14 protein-coding genes are annotated in these 15,759 nt (G+C 56.0%); 12 read left to right on the top strand and 2 right to left on the bottom strand.

Going from position 1 to position 15,759, the window contains the following annotated elements; all coding sequences use genetic code 11:
- Positions 1 to 105 precede the first annotated feature (105 nt).
- Positions 106 to 501, bottom strand: coding sequence for a hypothetical protein (locus tag SD425_RS02750; protein ID WP_324675153.1), 396 nt, complete (start codon positions 499 to 501; stop codon positions 106 to 108).
- Positions 502 to 1,081: 580 nt separating this feature from the next.
- Here SD425_RS02750 and SD425_RS02745 point away from each other — a divergent pair.
- The 10 genes from SD425_RS02745 to SD425_RS02700 all read left to right on the top strand — a co-directional run bounded on the left by SD425_RS02745 (position 1,082) and on the right by SD425_RS02700 (position 10,858).
- The gene (locus tag SD425_RS02745; protein WP_324675150.1) at positions 1,082 to 1,675 is read left to right on the top strand and encodes a TetR/AcrR family transcriptional regulator; all 594 of its coding nucleotides are present in this window, start codon (positions 1,082 to 1,084) and stop codon (positions 1,673 to 1,675) included.
- Positions 1,672 to 2,751 (top strand): 1,2-phenylacetyl-CoA epoxidase subunit PaaE, encoded by a 1,080-nt coding sequence (paaE, locus tag SD425_RS02740; RefSeq protein WP_324675148.1) that lies wholly within the window; start codon positions 1,672 to 1,674, stop codon positions 2,749 to 2,751. Before SD425_RS02745 ends, paaE begins: the two co-directional genes overlap by 4 nt.
- Before the next feature lie 254 nt (positions 2,752 to 3,005).
- Positions 3,006 to 3,944, top strand: a complete 939-nt coding sequence (paaA, locus tag SD425_RS02735) for a 1,2-phenylacetyl-CoA epoxidase subunit PaaA (RefSeq protein WP_324675146.1) — start codon at positions 3,006 to 3,008, stop codon at positions 3,942 to 3,944.
- A 123-nt stretch (positions 3,945 to 4,067) separates the two neighbouring features.
- Positions 4,068 to 4,355, top strand: a complete 288-nt coding sequence (gene paaB, locus SD425_RS02730; protein WP_324675144.1) for a 1,2-phenylacetyl-CoA epoxidase subunit PaaB — start codon at positions 4,068 to 4,070, stop codon at positions 4,353 to 4,355.
- A gap of 11 nt (positions 4,356 to 4,366) precedes the next feature.
- Positions 4,367 to 5,167, top strand: a complete 801-nt coding sequence (gene paaC / locus SD425_RS02725; protein ID WP_324675142.1) for a 1,2-phenylacetyl-CoA epoxidase subunit PaaC — start codon at positions 4,367 to 4,369, stop codon at positions 5,165 to 5,167.
- A complete protein-coding gene (gene paaD / locus SD425_RS02720; protein ID WP_324675140.1) occupies positions 5,161 to 5,664 on the top strand; it encodes a 1,2-phenylacetyl-CoA epoxidase subunit PaaD in 504 nt (167 codons plus the stop codon). The genes paaC and paaD overlap by 7 nt, the downstream gene beginning before the upstream one ends.
- Positions 5,665 to 5,878: 214 nt before the next feature.
- Positions 5,879 to 6,661: an enoyl-CoA hydratase-related protein gene (locus SD425_RS02715; protein ID WP_324675138.1), complete on the top strand. Its 783-nt coding sequence runs from the start codon at positions 5,879 to 5,881 to the stop codon at positions 6,659 to 6,661.
- Entirely contained in the window at positions 6,658 to 7,833 is a 1,176-nt protein-coding gene (locus SD425_RS02710) for a 3-hydroxyacyl-CoA dehydrogenase NAD-binding domain-containing protein (RefSeq protein ID WP_324675136.1), read from the top strand. Before SD425_RS02715 ends, SD425_RS02710 begins: the two co-directional genes overlap by 4 nt.
- A gap of 42 nt (positions 7,834 to 7,875) precedes the next feature.
- On the top strand, positions 7,876 to 9,927 hold the full coding sequence (paaZ, locus tag SD425_RS02705; protein ID WP_324675134.1) for a phenylacetic acid degradation bifunctional protein PaaZ: 2,052 nt from the start codon (positions 7,876 to 7,878) through the stop codon (positions 9,925 to 9,927).
- A gap of 154 nt (positions 9,928 to 10,081) precedes the next feature.
- A complete protein-coding gene (locus SD425_RS02700; protein WP_324675132.1) occupies positions 10,082 to 10,858 on the top strand; it encodes an enoyl-CoA hydratase/isomerase family protein in 777 nt (258 codons plus the stop codon).
- A gap of 340 nt (positions 10,859 to 11,198) precedes the next feature.
- On the opposite strand, the gene SD425_RS02695 is transcribed toward SD425_RS02700, so the two are convergent.
- The gene (locus tag SD425_RS02695; RefSeq protein WP_324675130.1) at positions 11,199 to 13,622 is read right to left on the bottom strand and encodes a glycoside hydrolase family 95 protein; all 2,424 of its coding nucleotides are present in this window, start codon (positions 13,620 to 13,622) and stop codon (positions 11,199 to 11,201) included.
- A 196-nt stretch (positions 13,623 to 13,818) separates the two neighbouring features.
- Here SD425_RS02695 and SD425_RS02690 point away from each other — a divergent pair, with 196 nt between their 5' ends.
- Both SD425_RS02690 and hflX read left to right on the top strand, forming a co-directional pair.
- Positions 13,819 to 14,220 carry a cytochrome c gene (locus SD425_RS02690; RefSeq protein WP_324675128.1) on the top strand — a complete coding sequence of 134 codons (402 nt, stop codon included), beginning with the start codon at positions 13,819 to 13,821 and terminating at the stop codon, positions 14,218 to 14,220.
- A gap of 61 nt (positions 14,221 to 14,281) precedes the next feature.
- Positions 14,282 to 15,601, top strand: a complete 1,320-nt coding sequence (hflX, locus tag SD425_RS02685) for a GTPase HflX (protein WP_324675126.1) — start codon at positions 14,282 to 14,284, stop codon at positions 15,599 to 15,601.
- Positions 15,602 to 15,759 lie beyond the last annotated feature (158 nt).

The raw sequence follows: 15,759 nt of genomic DNA, 5'->3' as shown, positions 1-15,759 counted from the left end.
GGCAAAAATTCTATTACAGCCTGTTATGAACAGGCAAGCAAGCCGCCTGACACAGTAGTATCGGGCGGCTTTTTTGTGGAGCTAGCTTTTTGTGGCAGCGTGCTTTTACGACTCTGAGTGCTCCCTGTTGGGTGTTACTACCTGCAACAAGCCCGCGCACGTAACCGTGGCGGCTAGGAAAGAGCCCATGGCCAGCCAAGTATGCCAGCTTTTCGGGTCGATGAACAGGCACTTGAGCATGAACACAAAGTTCAGCAAGCACAAGATCTGAAGCGTTTTACGAGAATCGGGGCTAGCGACGGCAACGGCTAAAGAGATGAAAGCGGTGGAAAAGAAAGCCAGCGCATGCGGCACGATTAGCACAAAGAACCGTCCCCAAAAGGCCATGCCATGCCGCCCAGCCAACACCCACCCAAACCACATCATCGATAGCTGCTGCACTAGGTGAGCCGCTAGTAGCCACGCAACTATCGTCAGTCCGATGGCTAGTATATTTTTCATATTGTAAGTTGATTCGCTCATTTTATGGATAAGCAAATGGACGTATTTATCTCCTCTTACCTCGACCTAGCTTCGTTCTAGCGTTTCCACACACAAGGAAGCTAGGCTACTGAGCATAGGCGTGGGCGTTAGGCTGGAGGTCGCGCCTCCGGTTACCTAAGTCAAGTAGGGCGAGCAACACGTAAAACGAAAACCCATTTGCTTCGTTTGGTGCAACATCCGTTTGCCTATATTTATATTTTACAGCAAATTAATTGCATTTATTTCACAATTGCCCCTTTTCCACTAGTAATAACTCGCGTTTAATAGAAAAAAGTTGATAATAGCTGAGCTAGCGAGGCGGTAAGATGCTCAGTTACAGCTAAGCGCAGCAAATATGCGCGCTACGGGCTTGCTAGGCTTTTTATGGTTTAGGTGCAACTCAGTTGCTAATAACGAATGTTTGTTAGTACCGTAAAAGCCCAATACATTTAGCTTTTCTTTCGCTGCTTGCTTTGAGCACGCCGCTACGTTGCTAGGCACTTTGGCGAGGTAGTGCTGCTTTCGGCCCTGAAGCGAAGCGTAGGTGCGCAACTCCGCTATGATGATCAAAAAGGTTAAGACGAACAAACGCCAACTCATTCTGGATGAGGCCGCTAAGCTGTTCAAGGAAAGAGGTTTCGCCGGAACGTCTATGCGTGACCTAGGGGCGCAGGTAGGCATGGAGGCTGCCAGCATGTACAACCACATCAACTCCAAAGACGAAATTCTGGAGACGATCTGCTTCTACGTGTCCGATACCTACATCTCGCACTTAACGGAGATTGAAAACACGGAGGCTTCTTATGTCGATAAGATCAAGGCCTTAATTCGGCTGCACATTCGGCTGATGGTGGAAGATGGCGCCGCTGTGTCGGTCGGCAACAACGATTGGAAGTACCTGACTGGCAGCAAGCTCGCTGAGTTCAAGGAAGCCCGCAAGCGCTACGAGCGCGGCTTTGCGGCGCTGATTGAGCAGGGCATTGCGGCGGGCGAGTTCCAGCCGGTGAACGTGTCGGTGGCGTTGTTCACTATTTTGTCGGCGGTACGCTGGGTGGAGCTGTGGTACCACCCCGGCCGCGGCGTTTCGCCCGAGGAGCTGGAAGAAAACATCATGACCATTCTGCTGAATGGCCTAGCTAAACCACACGCATGAGCCGCTTTTACAAGCTCAAGATCAAACGTATTGCGAAGGAAACGCCTGATTGCGTGACTCTAGCCCTCGACGTACCAACCGAGCTGCGCGACACCTTTCGGTTTACGCCTGGGCAGTACCTCACTTTCCGCCGCCAGCACGAGGGCCAGGAGCTGCGGCGCTCCTACTCCATTTGCAGCAGCCCGCTGGATGAAGAATGGCAGGTGGCCATCAAGAAAGTGCCAGAAGGGCGGTTTTCATCCTTGGCAATGAGCGACTTGTGTGCTGGCGAGGAGTTAGAAGTAATGCCTCCCGCAGGCCACTTTTCCACCGAGCTTCACCCGACGCAAGCCAAGCACTACGTAGCCTTTGCGGCAGGCAGCGGCATCACGCCGGTATTTTCCATTATCAAAACGGTGCTCCTGACGGAGCCCAATAGCCGCGTTACGCTCGTTTACGGCAACCGTGGCCGCAACTCTATTATCTTCAAGGAAGCACTGGAAGGTCTGAAGAATAAGTTCTTGGCGCGCTTAAGTGTGCATCATGTGCTAAGCCGCGAGCAAGGCGACAGTGATCTGCTTTTTGGCCGCTTAGATAAGTCAAAAGCTAGGTTGTTTCTCCACAAGCTTATCCCACCCAGCGAGATTGACGAAGCCTTTATCTGCGGGCCGGAGGAGATGATTTTCGAAGTAAAAGATGCATTAGCAGAAGCTGGTGTAGCTCCGGAGAAGATTCACTTTGAGTTGTTTACCTCGGCAGGTAGCGCTCAGCGTGCTGCTGCTCGTCAGGCTCAGCGCGCCATCGCCCCCGACGACAAGCACAGCCAAGTAACCGTGCAGCTCGACGGCGGCACGCGCGTGCTGGAAATGTCGTACTACGGCGATACTATTCTGGATGCGTTGCTGGAGAGCGGTGCCGATGCCCCATATTCTTGCAAAAACGGCATGTGCAGCACCTGTCGGGCGCGGGTAACGGAGGGCCAAGTAGAAATGGACGTGAACTACTCCCTCTCGGATACGGAGGTGGCAAAAGGCTACGTACTGACGTGCCAAGCTCGGCCGTTGTCAGAAAAGGTGATGGTAGATTTTGACCAATAGCAGCCTAACAATAAGAACGTCATGCTGAGCTTGTCGAAGCATCTCGCGCGCAGTCGTTGTGAATCTTTGTCAAAAGTAGATGTCAGACAATTTCTTGTTTTCGTGCCGCTCTTTTTACCTCGCCTCTCTTTCTAACGTCAGCACGCGAGATTCCTCGACAAGCTCGGAATGACGTTCTGATAATGAATGCGTCTGATCAGAACTTTTTCTTTACATTTAACTAACGTTTGTTAGCAAAACCTTGTTAAAGCATCATGGAAACGGCAGAACTTACCCAGGAAGAGGTTTTTCAGCAACGCATTGATGCTGACCAGCGCATCGAGCCGAAGGACTGGATGCCCGATGCGTACCGCAAGACACTGATCCGGCAGATTTCGCAGCATGCGCACTCCGAGCTTGTGGGCATGCTGCCGGAAGGCAACTGGATTACGCGGGCACCTTCGCTCAAGCGCAAATCCATCTTGCTGGCCAAGGTCCAAGACGAAGCCGGCCACGGCCTCTACCTCTACAGCGCCGCCGAGACCCTAGGTGCCTCCCGCGACCAAATGCTTGCTGACCTCCACGCGGGCAAGGCCAAGTATTCCAGCATCTTCAACTACCCCACGCTGAGCTGGGCCGATATCGGTTGTGTGGGCTGGCTCGTAGATGGGGCCGCCATTTTGAACCAGGTGCCGCTGTGCCGCACTTCGTATGGGCCGTACGCTCGTGCCATGGTGCGCGTGTGCAAGGAAGAAAGCTTCCACCAACGTCAGGGCTTCGAGATTATGCAAACGCTCTGCGAAGGCGCCCCCGAGCAGAAAGCCATGGCCCAAGAAGCGCTGAACCGCTGGTGGTGGCCCACGCTGATGATGTTCGGCCCGAAAGACGACGAGTCGCCCAATACGGCTAGGTCGATGCAGTGGCGCATCAAGCGCTTTACCAACGACGAGCTACGGCAGAAGTTTGTGGACATGATGGTGCCGCAAGCGGAGTTCCTAGGCCTGACCGTACCCGACGCCAAGCTCCAGTGGAACGAAGCGAAAAAAGGCTACGACTTTGGCGACGTAGACTGGGCGGAGTTCTGGCAAGTGGTGAACGGCAACGGCCTTTGCAACCACGACCGTCTTCAGGCCCGCGTGCAAGCCCACGAAGAAGGCGCCTGGGTACGCGAAGCGGCCCTAGCTCACGCTAAGAAACGGGCTGAACGCGTGTAGAGACACATACTTGTGTCTCGCCTTTGAACGACATACGTTGAACAAAGCTCGTGGAATGACCCAATCTCAACAACATCAGCAACGATTGAGACGCAAGTATGCGTCTCTACAAGGACACCAGCTATGTCTCAGTCCGAATGGCCTTTGTGGGAAGTATTTATTCGCAGCAAGCAGGGGCTCGACCACAAGCACGTGGGTAGCCTGCACGCCGCCGATGCGGCTATGGCTATTCAGAACGCCCGCGACGTGTACACCCGGCGCATGGAAGGCGTCAGCATATGGGTGGTGGAGTCGCGGCACATTCACGCCTCAAACCCCGATGATGCGGCGGCGTTCTTCGACCCGGCCAACGATAAAGTATACCGGCATCCGACCTTTTACGAGGTTCCGGATTCCATCAAGCATATGTAAGCCCGTTAGTTATGCAAGCTGCTTCCGACTCTCCCGTGCTGCCGGCTTCGTCGCCTGAGGTACGACAACTACTATTCGACTACGTGCTGCAACTCGCCGATACGAGCTTGCTGCTCGGCCACCGGCTATCGGAGTGGTGCGGGCACGGGCCGATCTTGGAGCAGGACCTAGCCATGGCCAATATCGCGCTGGATCTGCTGGGCGAAACGCGCAGCTTCTACCAGTATGCGGCCGAACTGGAAGGCCGTGGCCGCACCGAGGACGACCTAGCTTTCCTGCGCGTGGCCACCGACTACCGCAACCCCTTGCTAGTGGAGCAGCCCAACGGCGACTTCGCGCATACCGTAGTGCGGCAGTTCTTGTTTGATAACTTTCATTACCATTTTCTTCAGCAGCTGCAAACCAGTCCCGACGAGCGCCTGGCGGCCATTGCTGAGAAGTCGGTGAAGGAAGCGGCTTACCACCTCAAGTGGAGCGCCGAGTGGGTGATCCGTCTTGGTGATGGCACCGAAGAAAGCCGGCAGCGCATCGACAAAGCCATCGGTAAGCTGTGGCGCTATGCCGGCGAGCTAACCACGCCCACGCCCACCGAACTAGCCTTGCAAGACCTAGGTATTGTTCCAGCTTACGCTGCCCTGCAACCTAGCCTAGACGCATACACGGCGCAGGTATTTGCCGAAGCTACGTTGCCTGTACCCCAGAACATTCCGCCGCAGTTGGGCGGCAAAAGTGGCCGCCATTCCGAGCACCTTGGCTACATTCTGGCGGAGCTTCAGTACATGCAGCGCACTTATCCTGGCATGAAATGGTAGCGCAAACGCTCACTGAAGAGACCACTTGGCAACTGCTCGAAGAGGTTTCGGACCCTGAAGTGCCGGTGCTTAGCATCCTGGACCTAGGTATCGTGCGCGGCGTGCGGGTGGAGGGCGACGAGGTGCACGTTACCATCACGCCTACCTACTCGGGCTGCCCGGCCATGAACACCATTGCCACCGAAATTCGGCTGCGACTGCTGGCAGAAGGTGTCACTAAGCTTACCGTCCACCATCAGCTCAGCCCGGCCTGGACGACGGCTTGGCTGTCAGCGGCTGGGCGCGAAAAGCTAACAGCCTACGGTATTGCCCCGCCAGTCGATGGCACCGCCACCGGGCACCTGCTCAACCTATTTGGCCAAGCTACCGCCGTGGCTTGCCCGCTTTGCCAGTCTGCTAATACGCACTTGGTTAGCCAGTTTGGCTCCACGGCTTGCAAAGCCCTCTACCAATGCGACGACTGCCACGAGCCATTTGATTATTTCAAATGTCATTGATATTGCAACCAGAATAAAAGCTAGGCCAAGTTAGCTCCCCTCCTTTTTTAAGGAGGGGTTGGGGGTGGTCAGGCTAGCGCTAGAAAACTAAGCCTAGCATCGTTCAACGAGTTTAACCACCCCAACCCCTCCTTGAAAAAAGGAGGGGAGCTTAGAGCTAGCTTATTAGAATATGTAGCCTAGCTCCAATTAATCTCAAGCTTCTCTTTCCGCTATGTCCGAAAACTCCCTCCTATTCTCCCTCGATGCTGGTGTCGCTACCGTGCGCCTCAACCGGCCTGATGTTTTCAACAGCGTCAACAAACCCTTAGCTCTCGCTTTCCAACAGCACTTACGTGAGTGCCAGCAGGATACGTCGGTGCGGGCCGTGGTGCTCACGGGCACGGGCAAGGCGTTCTGCGCGGGGCAGGATCTGGCGGAGATAACCGGCCCTGACAGCCCCGAGGTAACGGAGATTGTGGAAAAGCATTACAACCCCATTATCAAGCTAATCCGGGAGTTGGAGAAACCCGTGGTGGCGGCTGTGAATGGCGTAGCGGCTGGAGCAGGCGCCAATATTGCCCTAGCCTGCGACATCGTGGTGGCAAAAGAATCTGCCAGTTTCATTCAGGCGTTTAGCAAGATTGGCTTGATTCCCGACAGCGGCGGCACCTATTTTCTCCCGCGCTTAGTTGGGATGCAGCGCGCCTCTGCCCTTATGCTCACCGGCGACAAAGTAAGTGCCGCCGAAGCCTTGCAGATGGGTATGATTTACAAGGTGTTTGCCGATGAAGCCTTCGACGGTGAAGTAGCGGCCCTGGCCCGAAAGCTAGCTGCCATGCCGACTAAAGGCTTGGCTTACACTAAGCAACTTTTGAACGGTACCTTCAGCAACGATCTTGAGCAACAACTCCGCGCTGAGGGCGACTACCAGCTCCGCGCCGGCCACACCGCCGATTACCGCGAGGGCGTCGCTGCGTTCCTGGAAAAACGGCAACCTACGTTCACGGGCCAATGATTATCGGAATTATCGGCAGCGGCGCTATGGGCGCGGGCATTGCGCAAGTAGCTGCTACGGCGGGCCATACGGTGCGCCTGCTCGACCAGACAGATGCCGCGCTAGCCCGCGCCGAACAAAGCATCCGGGCGAACCTTCACAAGCTCGGGGAAAAAGGGAAGCTGTCGGTAGCAGCCGTGGAGGAAACCGTTGCCAGGGTGCAGCCCACCCGCGACTACCTAGATTTTTCCGATTGCGGCTTGGTGCTGGAGGCTATTGTGGAAGACCTAGGTGCCAAGCAACAGCTTTTCCGGCAGATAGAGAGTGTGCTAAGCGTTGACTGCATACTGGCAAGCAATACGTCGTCGCTGTCAATTACGTCGTTAGCGGCTACGTGCCAGCACCCCGAGCGCTTTATCGGCATTCACTTCTTCAACCCGGCGCCGCTGATGCAGTTGGTAGAAGTCATTCCGGCCGTGCAAACCCGGGCTGGTTTGGCGCAAGAAGTCAAACAGCTACTTCACACGTGGGGCAAAGTGCCCGTGCTGGCCCAGGACACGCCCGGCTTCATCGTAAACCGCGTGGCGCGGCCCTTCTACGGCGAGGCCATCCGTATTTTGGAGGAAGGTCTCACCGACGCTGCTACCATCGACTGGGCCATGACTGAGCTAGGTGGCTTCCGGATGGGGCCCTTTGCCCTCATGGACTTCATTGGTCACGACGTTAATTACCGCGTCACCGAATCGGTCTTCACCGCTTTTTTCTACGATCCGCGCTACAAGCCGTCGTTCACCCAGAAAAGGCTGCTGGAAGCTGGCTACTTAGGTCGCAAGTCGGGCCGCGGGTTTTACGAGTACCGCGAAGGAGCCGCACAGCCCGAACCCAACCGTGACCCAAACCTAGGTCGTATGGTGCTGCATCGCATTCTAGTCATGCTCATTAATGAAGCCGCAGAAGCGCTTGCCTTCCAAGTTGCCTCCAAAGAAGACCTAGAGCTAGCTATGACGAAAGGCGTGAACTACCCGAAAGGGCTGCTCACCTGGGCCGATGAGCTAGGCTTGCCAAACGTGCTGCGCACGCTAGACCAGCTGTACGACGACTACCGCGAGGACCGCTACCGCGCCAGTGCTTTGTTGCGGCGCCTGGTGCGAACTGAGCAATCTTTTTCACCTTCCGTGAGCCTCCCCTCCTAGCCCCTGGCGCTGGCAGGTGAGCCGTCAAATACCCCCACCCACATGACGCCCACTCTCGAAAACTATGCCCTAGGCCGCTGGATGCCTGGCTCGGGCCAAAAGCAAGAGCTCTACGATGCCTCCACGGGCGAAGTCATTGCCTTGGCCGATGGCGAAGGACTCGACTTTGCGGCCATGCTCGACTACGGCCGCCGCGTGGGCAACCCTGCCCTGCGCCGCCTTACCTTCCACGAGCGGGGCCGCATGCTGAAGGCTCTCGCCTTCTATCTAACAGAGCGCAAGGAGCAGTTTTATACCCTTAGCTACCGCTCGGGCGCCACTCGCGCTGACTCTTGGATTGATATCGAGGGGGGCATCGGCAACCTGTTTGCTAATGCCTCACTGCGCCGCAAATTTCCCGATAAGCCGTTTTACGTGGATGGCGATCCGATTGGGCTGTCGAAGGGCGGCTCCTTTATGGCCCAGCACCTGATGGTACCCCGTGAAGGCGTAGCGGTCCACATAAATGCTTATAACTTCCCCATCTGGGGCATGCTGGAAAAGATTGCCGTGAATCTCTTGGCGGGCATGCCGGCCATCGTGAAGCCAGCGGTACCCACGGCTTATCTCACCGAAGCGGTGGTGCGCGAAATTATTGCCTCCGGCATCCTGCCCGAAGGGGCGCTGCAACTGGTGGTCGGCTCGGGCCAGGGCATCCTTGAGCACGTCAACTACCAGGACGTGGTAACCTTCACTGGCTCAGCCGAGACGGGGCGCAAGCTGAAAGCGCACCCCCGCATCATCGCTGAGGCCGTACCTTTCAACCTGGAAGCCGATTCGCTCAACGCAGCCGTGTTAGGTCCAGATGCGGTGCCGGGCACCCCAGAGTTCGACTTGTTTATCAAGGAAGTACGCAAGGAAATGACGGCCAAGGCTGGGCAAAAGTGTACGGCGATCCGCCGGGCCATTGTGCCGGAAAACCTGCTGGAAGATGTGCAGATTGCCTTGGGCAAAGCCCTGGCCCAAACTACCATTGGCCACCCGCTGGCTGAGGGCGTGCGCATGGGCGCCTTGGCTGGCCTAGACCAAGTACAACGCCTCCGCGAAAAAGTACGGCAGCTAGCCCAGCATACGCCCATCGTGTACGGCGACCTAGATAACGTGCAGGTTATCGGGGCCGACTGCAAAACGGGCGCTTTCGTCTCGCCTATTGTGCTGCTGAATCCCGAACCATTCCGCTTCACCGAATCGCACGAGGTGGAAGCCTTCGGCCCGGTAACGACGCTCATGCCGTACCGGCACATCGACGATGCTATCAAGCTAGTTAACCTAGGCAAAGGCTCCCTCGTTTGCTCGGTGGCGACCAATGACCCGGCGGTAGCGCAGGAGTTCGTGCTCGGCGCGGCTACTCACCACGGTCGCATCCTGGTACTCAACAACGAAGTAGCCAAGGAAAGCACCGGCCACGGCTCGCCTTTGCCCCTGCTGATTCACGGTGGGCCAGGCCGCGCCGGCGGTGGCCAGGAGATGGGGGGCATGCGCGGCGTGGAGCACTTTATGCAGCGCGTGGCTATTCAAGGCTCGCCGACCATGATTACGGCCATTACGGATGTGTACCAGCAAGGGGCCAAGCAGTTTGAGCGCGACAAACATCCCTTTCAGCACTACTTCGAGGAGCTAGCCATCGGGCAAACGTACACTACCCACCGCCACACCGTCACGGAGGGCGATATTACCAACTTTGCGCAAGTGTCGGGCGACAATTTTTACGCCCACGTCGATGCTACTTCTTTGGAAGGCACCTTGTTTACGGGCCGCGTGGCGCACGGCTACTACATCCTGAGCAAAGCCGCCGGCATGTTCGTAGATCCGCGCAAAGGACCGGTGCTGCTCAACTACGGCCTTGATGAGTGCCGCTTCACCAAGCCTGTGTACCCCGGCATGACCATCGGTGTAAAGCTGACAGTGAAGGAAAAGGTAGCCCAGGAAAAGCGCGACGAGAACGACGTAGCCAAAGGCATTGTGCGCTGGCTCGTTGATGTGTCCGATGAGGCGGGCGAGACGGTTGCCATAGCGACCATCTTGACGATGGTCAAGAAAAAAGCGCAGGCATAGCCTTTAGTAGTAGCATAGGTACCTTCTACCTGTCATCCTGAGCTTGCGAAGGACCTTATCACGTAAGAACGAGTCTTTCTAGCGTAATAAGGTCCTTCGCAAGCTCAGGATGACAGACGATTTCTGTAAGCAGCTTTTATCAACTTCCACCCAAATGACCACCAACACGCTAACTGCCGGCAAAGTAGAAACCACCACCGACGACCTAGGTATTGCCACCATCTCCTTCTTTCACCCCGCCCACAACTCGCTCCCAAGCAGCCTACTGACGGAGCTAGCTAGCACCATCAGCACGGTAGGCCAGCAAGCAGAAACCAAGGTCATTATTCTGCGCAGCGAAGGCGAGCGAACGTTTTGCGCTGGTGCTAGCTTCGACGAGCTCATGGCTATCCAGGATGAAGCGCAAGGCCTAGCTTTTTTCTCCGGTTTTGCGCAGGTGATTAATGCCTGCCGGACGTGCCACAAGGTTATCATTGGGCGGGTGCAGGGCAAGGCCATTGGGGGCGGCGTAGGCGTGGCTGCGGCCACAGATTATTGCTTTGCCACTACCCAAGCGGCCGTGAAACTTAGCGAGTTGGTAGTGGGCATCGGTCCCTTTGTAGTGGGGCCTGCGGTGGAGCGCAAAATAGGCTCCGCGGCTTACGCGCAGCTAGCCCTCGATGCCGCCGAGTTTCGCCCCGCTACGTGGGCCAAGGAGCGGGGCTTATACGCTGAGCTGTTTGACACCGCGGCAGAACTGGATGCTGCCGTGCAAGCCTTTGCCGAAAAGCTAGCCCGCTACAATCCAGAGGCCCTAACGGCGCTGAAGCAAGTGTTTTGGGAAGGTACTGCGCACTGGGATACACTGCTCGTAGAGCGCGCCGGCATTAGCGGGCGGCTGGTTCTCTCGGAGTTTACCCGCCAGGCTATTCAAGCATTTAAAAGCAAGTAGTGCGGCTGCAGCCGAGCCCTATAAAATAAAACACCTGCTAGCTGAGGTTCAGCTAGCAGGCTCTAGGAAATAGTACACACGAATTAGAACCAGCGTGTTAGAATAAGCCTATAAACGGACGTACAATACTTGATTGGTAACAAGATAAAGGGGCAATCCACTGTTCAGCTTAAGCGGTTATCACCTCCCGTATTAATTCGTAATCCAGGCCGATTATCCTACTTTCTGTGTAGCAATATTAGGCTACTTAGAGGCCGTGCGAAATACCTATAACTAGGTATTTTTTCAGGATTCGCCCAGGTCTCGCAACAGCGCGCAATGCGCAGCCGTAGGTAGGCGGTTATTGTGCTAGGCTCTCATCCAGCTTACGTGTTTGTCCTGGTTTGAACTGTAAATCAATTACTTTACTACCATACCGCACCTGACAGGCAGTACCCGTCAGGCTGCGAATCGTGGCTGATTGCAGTTTGTTGTTTTGCCAGGCGAGGTCTACCTCAAACCCGCCGCGGGCACGCAGGCCCGTCACGCTGCCCGCTTGCCACGCAGCAGGCAACGCCGGCAGCAACTGAATGACGTCTTCCTGGCTTTGCAGCAGCATCTCACCGATGCCCGATGTACCCCCAAAGTTGCCGTCAATCTGAAACGGTGGGTGGGCGCAGAACAGGTTCGGGTACGTACCCCCTCCTTTGCTGTACTGGGTACCTTCCACGCCGGTGAGGTGGAGTAAGTTGCGCAGCAGCTTGTAGGCATGGTCGCCGTCGTGCAGGCGGGCCCAGAAGTTGATTTTCCAGGCAATGCTCCACCCAGTGCCCGCGTCGCCGCGCAGCTCTAGCGTGCGGCGGGCCGCAGCAGCCAGTTCGGGAGTAGTGAGGGGCGAGATCTGGCGACCGGGGTGCAGCCCAAACAGGTGCGACACATGGCGGTGCTGCGGATCTTCCTCGCTCCAGTCTTTGTACCACTCCTGCAAATTGCCGCGCTTGCCAATCTGCATGGGGAAGAGCTTACTGCGCTTTTCCGTCACCATTTGCCGAAAGTCAGCATCGACACCTAGCTTTTCAGAGGCTTCAATTACGTTGGTAAACAGGTCCCAAATGATAGACATGTCCATCGTGGAGGCGACCGAGATACTCGCTTTTACACCGCTTTCGGTGATAAACACGTTTTCCGGCGACGATGATGGCGCCGTTACCAAATGTCCTTTCCCGTCGTCGACGAGCCAATCAAGGCAGAACTCGGCTGCGCCTTTCATCAGCGGGTACGCCGTGTCGCGCAAGTAACCTAGGTCATTGGTGAAGCGGTAGTGCTCGTACAGGTGCTGGCTCAGCCAGGGGCTGCCTAGGCTCCAGTTGGCCCAGGTCGGGCTGCCCTTGCCTAGGTCCCCCACGGGGTTGGAGGTAGCCCAAATGTCGGAGTTGTGGTGCACAGCCCAGCCGCGGGCCCCGTAGAAGTTCTGAGCCGTTTGCCGACCAGTCACCGCTGTGGTTTTAATAAACTCAATCAACGGCTGATGCAGCTCCGACAAGTTCACCATTTCGGCCGGCCAGTAGTTCATCTGGGTGTTGATGTTCGTGGTAAAATTGCTGCTCCACGGCGGACGCAGGTTATCGTTCCAGATGCCTTGCAGGTTGGCGGGCAAGCCGCCGGGCCGAGAGCAGGAAATCAGCAGGTAGCGCCCATACTGGAAATACAATGCTTCCAGGGCCGGATCAGCCGCTCCATCAGCGTAGCGCTTGAGTCGCTCTAGCGTCGGTTGGTTCACCGCGGGGTTGCCGTTGAGCGACAGACTCACCCGCTTGAAGTAACGCTGATAATCTTGCTTGTGGCTCTTCTTAATAGCCTCGAAGCTCTTGCTAAACGCCTTTTGCAAATAGCCGCTAGCGAGCTTCGACTGATCCTTACCGTCCTTGTCCGGGCACTTATCGAACCCGTTGAAGCTAGTGGCGGCCGAGAGGTACAGCACCACTTCCGTGGCGTTGCGCACGTGCAAGCCCTTGGCATCGGCGGTTACCTGGCCACCTTTGTTTTTGGCTTTCATGCGCAGCTCGTAGCGCATGCCGCGGCAAGCGTCGGTTGAGTCGTAAATAACGGGCTTGGGATTGTACCTGACGTAGTTAGGATCTGCGTGCGAGGGGGCTTCCCCGCTCATCACCAGCTCGTTGGTCCCGCTAGGAGCTAGCGCAAAACGTAGCTGGCTTTTAGTCGAAGCATCTAAGGATAGCTGGCCCTTTTTGCTCGCCTTCAGCTTAATCACGATTACCTGATCGGGCGCCGACACCAAAACTTCGCGGCTGTATTCCGTGTCTCCCACTTTGAAGCGGGTGAGCGACGTAGCGTCGGCGATGTTCAGGTCGCGGTAGTAAGCGGTGGGCTCACCAGCGAAACTTTGCTTTATCGTGAGGTCACCGAGCGGCAAATATGATTCGGTGTAAAGTCCTTGCAGCTTGCGGCAAAGCTCCTCGGCTTTCTTGTAGTCTTCCGCGAAAAGTGCTTCCCGAATTTGTGGTAAATACTTGGGAGCATCGGGGTTAGCGTTGAGGTTAGCGGGTCCGCCCGACCACAAGCTTTGCTCATTAAGCTGAATCAACTCCTCGTTCACGCGTCCGAAAACCATGGCTCCTAGCCTACCATTGCCGAGCGGCAATGCCTCTGTCCAAGTCTTGGCAGGTTGTTCGTACCAAAGCTTCATATCGGCCTGGGCAAAGCTAGAGTAGCCGAAGCCGACGACCAAGTAGCAGGCAAGAAGAAGCGTTTTTAAGTGAGGCATGGGGAAGTGGTTGAGCGAAGTAACTACCAAAGAAAGCACTAAGCTCGCTTCCTGTACTATCTGGGTATCCAAGCTAGCCACCTTTCTAGTCCGACGCCCTCGTGTGTTGGCCTAGCGGAAGCCAGCCTCATAAAAAGCCAAAACGAACAGGCACTTTGGTTACTTTGCGACTCAATTAGATGTTATGTCTAAGAATATGAAGTACACTTTTCTACCATCCCAGGCTGGCTGGTTGGGCAGCCTAGCTATATCGGCTTTGCTGCTCAGCTGTAGCTCCGTGGACACGAAGCGCACCGAGTCGGCTGCGCCGACAAACGAATCCTCGATAGGTGCTGCCCAAAGCGCTATCATGAACACGCTGGAAAACGACGCACTGGCGGCGGGCAAATCCTTGTTTCAGCAGAACTGTACCGCTTGTCATGGCGCTAATGGCAAACTCGGCGCTAACGGCGCCCACGATTTAACCAAGAGTAACCTTACGGTCACGGGTCGCGTGTACATAGTAAAAAACGGTTTGGGCAAGATGCCGGCCTTTAAGAGCACCCTCACCGACGAAGAAATTGAACAGGTAGTAACGTACTCGATGACACTACGCTAGGCGTTGACAACCAACGCGTTCAGTAGCTTCTTGAACGTTTCGCAATTAGAATCAAAACTACATGGCAAAGAATAAGGACTGGAGCTTTAACAGTAGCGGCACCCGCCACCCCAACCAGGACGACGGCAAAAACAAGACGCCCCAACTCAAGCGCAACGCCGACGGCACCTACGAAACCGGCTTCGAGCAGGAAACGGCCGTGCTAGTTGCCGTACCCGAAAAGCGCCAAGCCGACGAGAAAACGCAGGAGTATCTCGATGAGCTAGCTTTTCTGGCCGAAACCGCTGGGGCCAAGGTGACCAAGCGCTTTGTGCAACGCCTCGATAAGCCGGATTTGCGCACCTTCGTGGGGGAGGGCAAGCTGGAAGAAATCAAGGCGTTTGTGAAGCACAACAAGGCGAGCATGGTCATCTTCGACGACGACCTCTCGCCTTCGCAGCTGCGCAACCTGGAAGCCGAGCTACAGGTGAAAATCGTGGACCGTTCGCTGCTGATTATCGACATTTTCGCCCAACGGGCTAAGTCGGCAACGGCGCGCACGCAGGTGGAGCTAGCGCAGTATCAATACTTGCTGCCTCGCCTCACGGGCCTCTGGACTCACTTAAGCCGGCAGCGTGGTGGGGGCGTATCGCAGCGTGGTCCGGGGGAAACGGAAATCGAGACGGACCGTCGTGTTGTGCGCGACCGGATAGCGTTCTTGAAGGACAAGCTGAAGGACCTCGACAAGCAAAGCCACACCCAACGCAAGTCGCGCGAAGGCACCGTGCGTGTGGCGCTAGTCGGCTACACCAACGTGGGCAAGAGCACCATCATGAATATGCTGAGCCGCTCCGACGTATTTGCCGAGAACAAGCTATTCGCGACCGTCGACTCGACGGTGCGGAAGGTGGTGCTCGACAACATTCCGTTCCTGCTCGCCGACACAGTAGGATTCATCCGCAAGCTGCCCACTCGCCTGATTGAGAGCTTTAAGAGCACCCTCGATGAGGTGCGAGAAGCTGATCTGCTGGTACACGTGGTAGACATTTCGCACCCCGGCTTCGAGGAACAGATTGAAGTAGTGAACGACACGCTCAAGGACATTGAGGCCGCTGATAAGCCCATGCTGCTCGTGTTCAACAAAATCGACCTATATAACCCCGAGGCGCACAACGAAAACTATGATGGTTTTGAGGGCATGAACCCCGAGGAAGACCACACCCCGCGGCCCACGCTGGAGCAGCTCAAAGCCACCTACATGGCCAAGATGCACGACCCAGTCATATTCATTTCGGCTCAGGAGCGCGAGAACATTGATGAGCTGCGCGCCTTGCTGACGCGCCATGTGGCAGCTATTCACTACCGACGCTACCCCAACCAGCAGCCAGAAAGCGTGGAGTAAACTAGCTGCAGGCAAAAGCCTCTGTGCGTACCCTAGCCCCGCCAAGTTGGCGGGGCTTTTTTGTGTCTAATTCCGGAAGCTGTTTTTTACCCTAGAAGCTAGATAACCTTTGAATTTTCAATATATTAAGTCCCTGTTTTCGCTCTTTCTTTTTCCCA

Source organism: Hymenobacter sp. GOD-10R, assembly GCF_035609205.1.
Classification (GTDB): domain Bacteria; phylum Bacteroidota; class Bacteroidia; order Cytophagales; family Hymenobacteraceae; genus Hymenobacter.
Note: the sequence above shows the minus strand (reverse complement) of the source record. Positions and strands in the feature narration are given on the sequence as shown.

Bases quoted from the DNA above. Each gene is read 5' to 3' on its own strand.
- hflX (WP_324675126.1), top strand. From the start codon at position 14,282: ATGGCAAAGAATAAGGACTGGAGCTTTAACAGTAGCGGCACCCGCCAC.
- SD425_RS02715 (WP_324675138.1), top strand. From the start codon at position 5,879: ATGTCCGAAAACTCCCTCCTATTCTCCCTCGATGCTGGTGTCGCTACC.
- paaD (WP_324675140.1), top strand. From the start codon at position 5,161: ATGGTAGCGCAAACGCTCACTGAAGAGACCACTTGGCAACTGCTCGAA.
- SD425_RS02700 (WP_324675132.1), top strand. From the start codon at position 10,082: ATGACCACCAACACGCTAACTGCCGGCAAAGTAGAAACCACCACCGAC.
- SD425_RS02695 (WP_324675130.1), bottom strand. From the start codon at position 13,622: ATGCCTCACTTAAAAACGCTTCTTCTTGCCTGCTACTTGGTCGTCGGC.
- SD425_RS02690 (WP_324675128.1), top strand. From the start codon at position 13,819: ATGAAGTACACTTTTCTACCATCCCAGGCTGGCTGGTTGGGCAGCCTA.
- SD425_RS02750 (WP_324675153.1), bottom strand. From the start codon at position 501: ATGAAAAATATACTAGCCATCGGACTGACGATAGTTGCGTGGCTACTA.
- paaZ (WP_324675134.1), top strand. From the start codon at position 7,876: ATGACGCCCACTCTCGAAAACTATGCCCTAGGCCGCTGGATGCCTGGC.
- SD425_RS02745 (WP_324675150.1), top strand. From the start codon at position 1,082: ATGATGATCAAAAAGGTTAAGACGAACAAACGCCAACTCATTCTGGAT.
- SD425_RS02710 (WP_324675136.1), top strand. From the start codon at position 6,658: ATGATTATCGGAATTATCGGCAGCGGCGCTATGGGCGCGGGCATTGCG.
- paaB (WP_324675144.1), top strand. From the start codon at position 4,068: ATGTCTCAGTCCGAATGGCCTTTGTGGGAAGTATTTATTCGCAGCAAG.
- paaC (WP_324675142.1), top strand. From the start codon at position 4,367: ATGCAAGCTGCTTCCGACTCTCCCGTGCTGCCGGCTTCGTCGCCTGAG.
- paaA (WP_324675146.1), top strand. From the start codon at position 3,006: ATGGAAACGGCAGAACTTACCCAGGAAGAGGTTTTTCAGCAACGCATT.
- paaE (WP_324675148.1), top strand. From the start codon at position 1,672: ATGAGCCGCTTTTACAAGCTCAAGATCAAACGTATTGCGAAGGAAACG.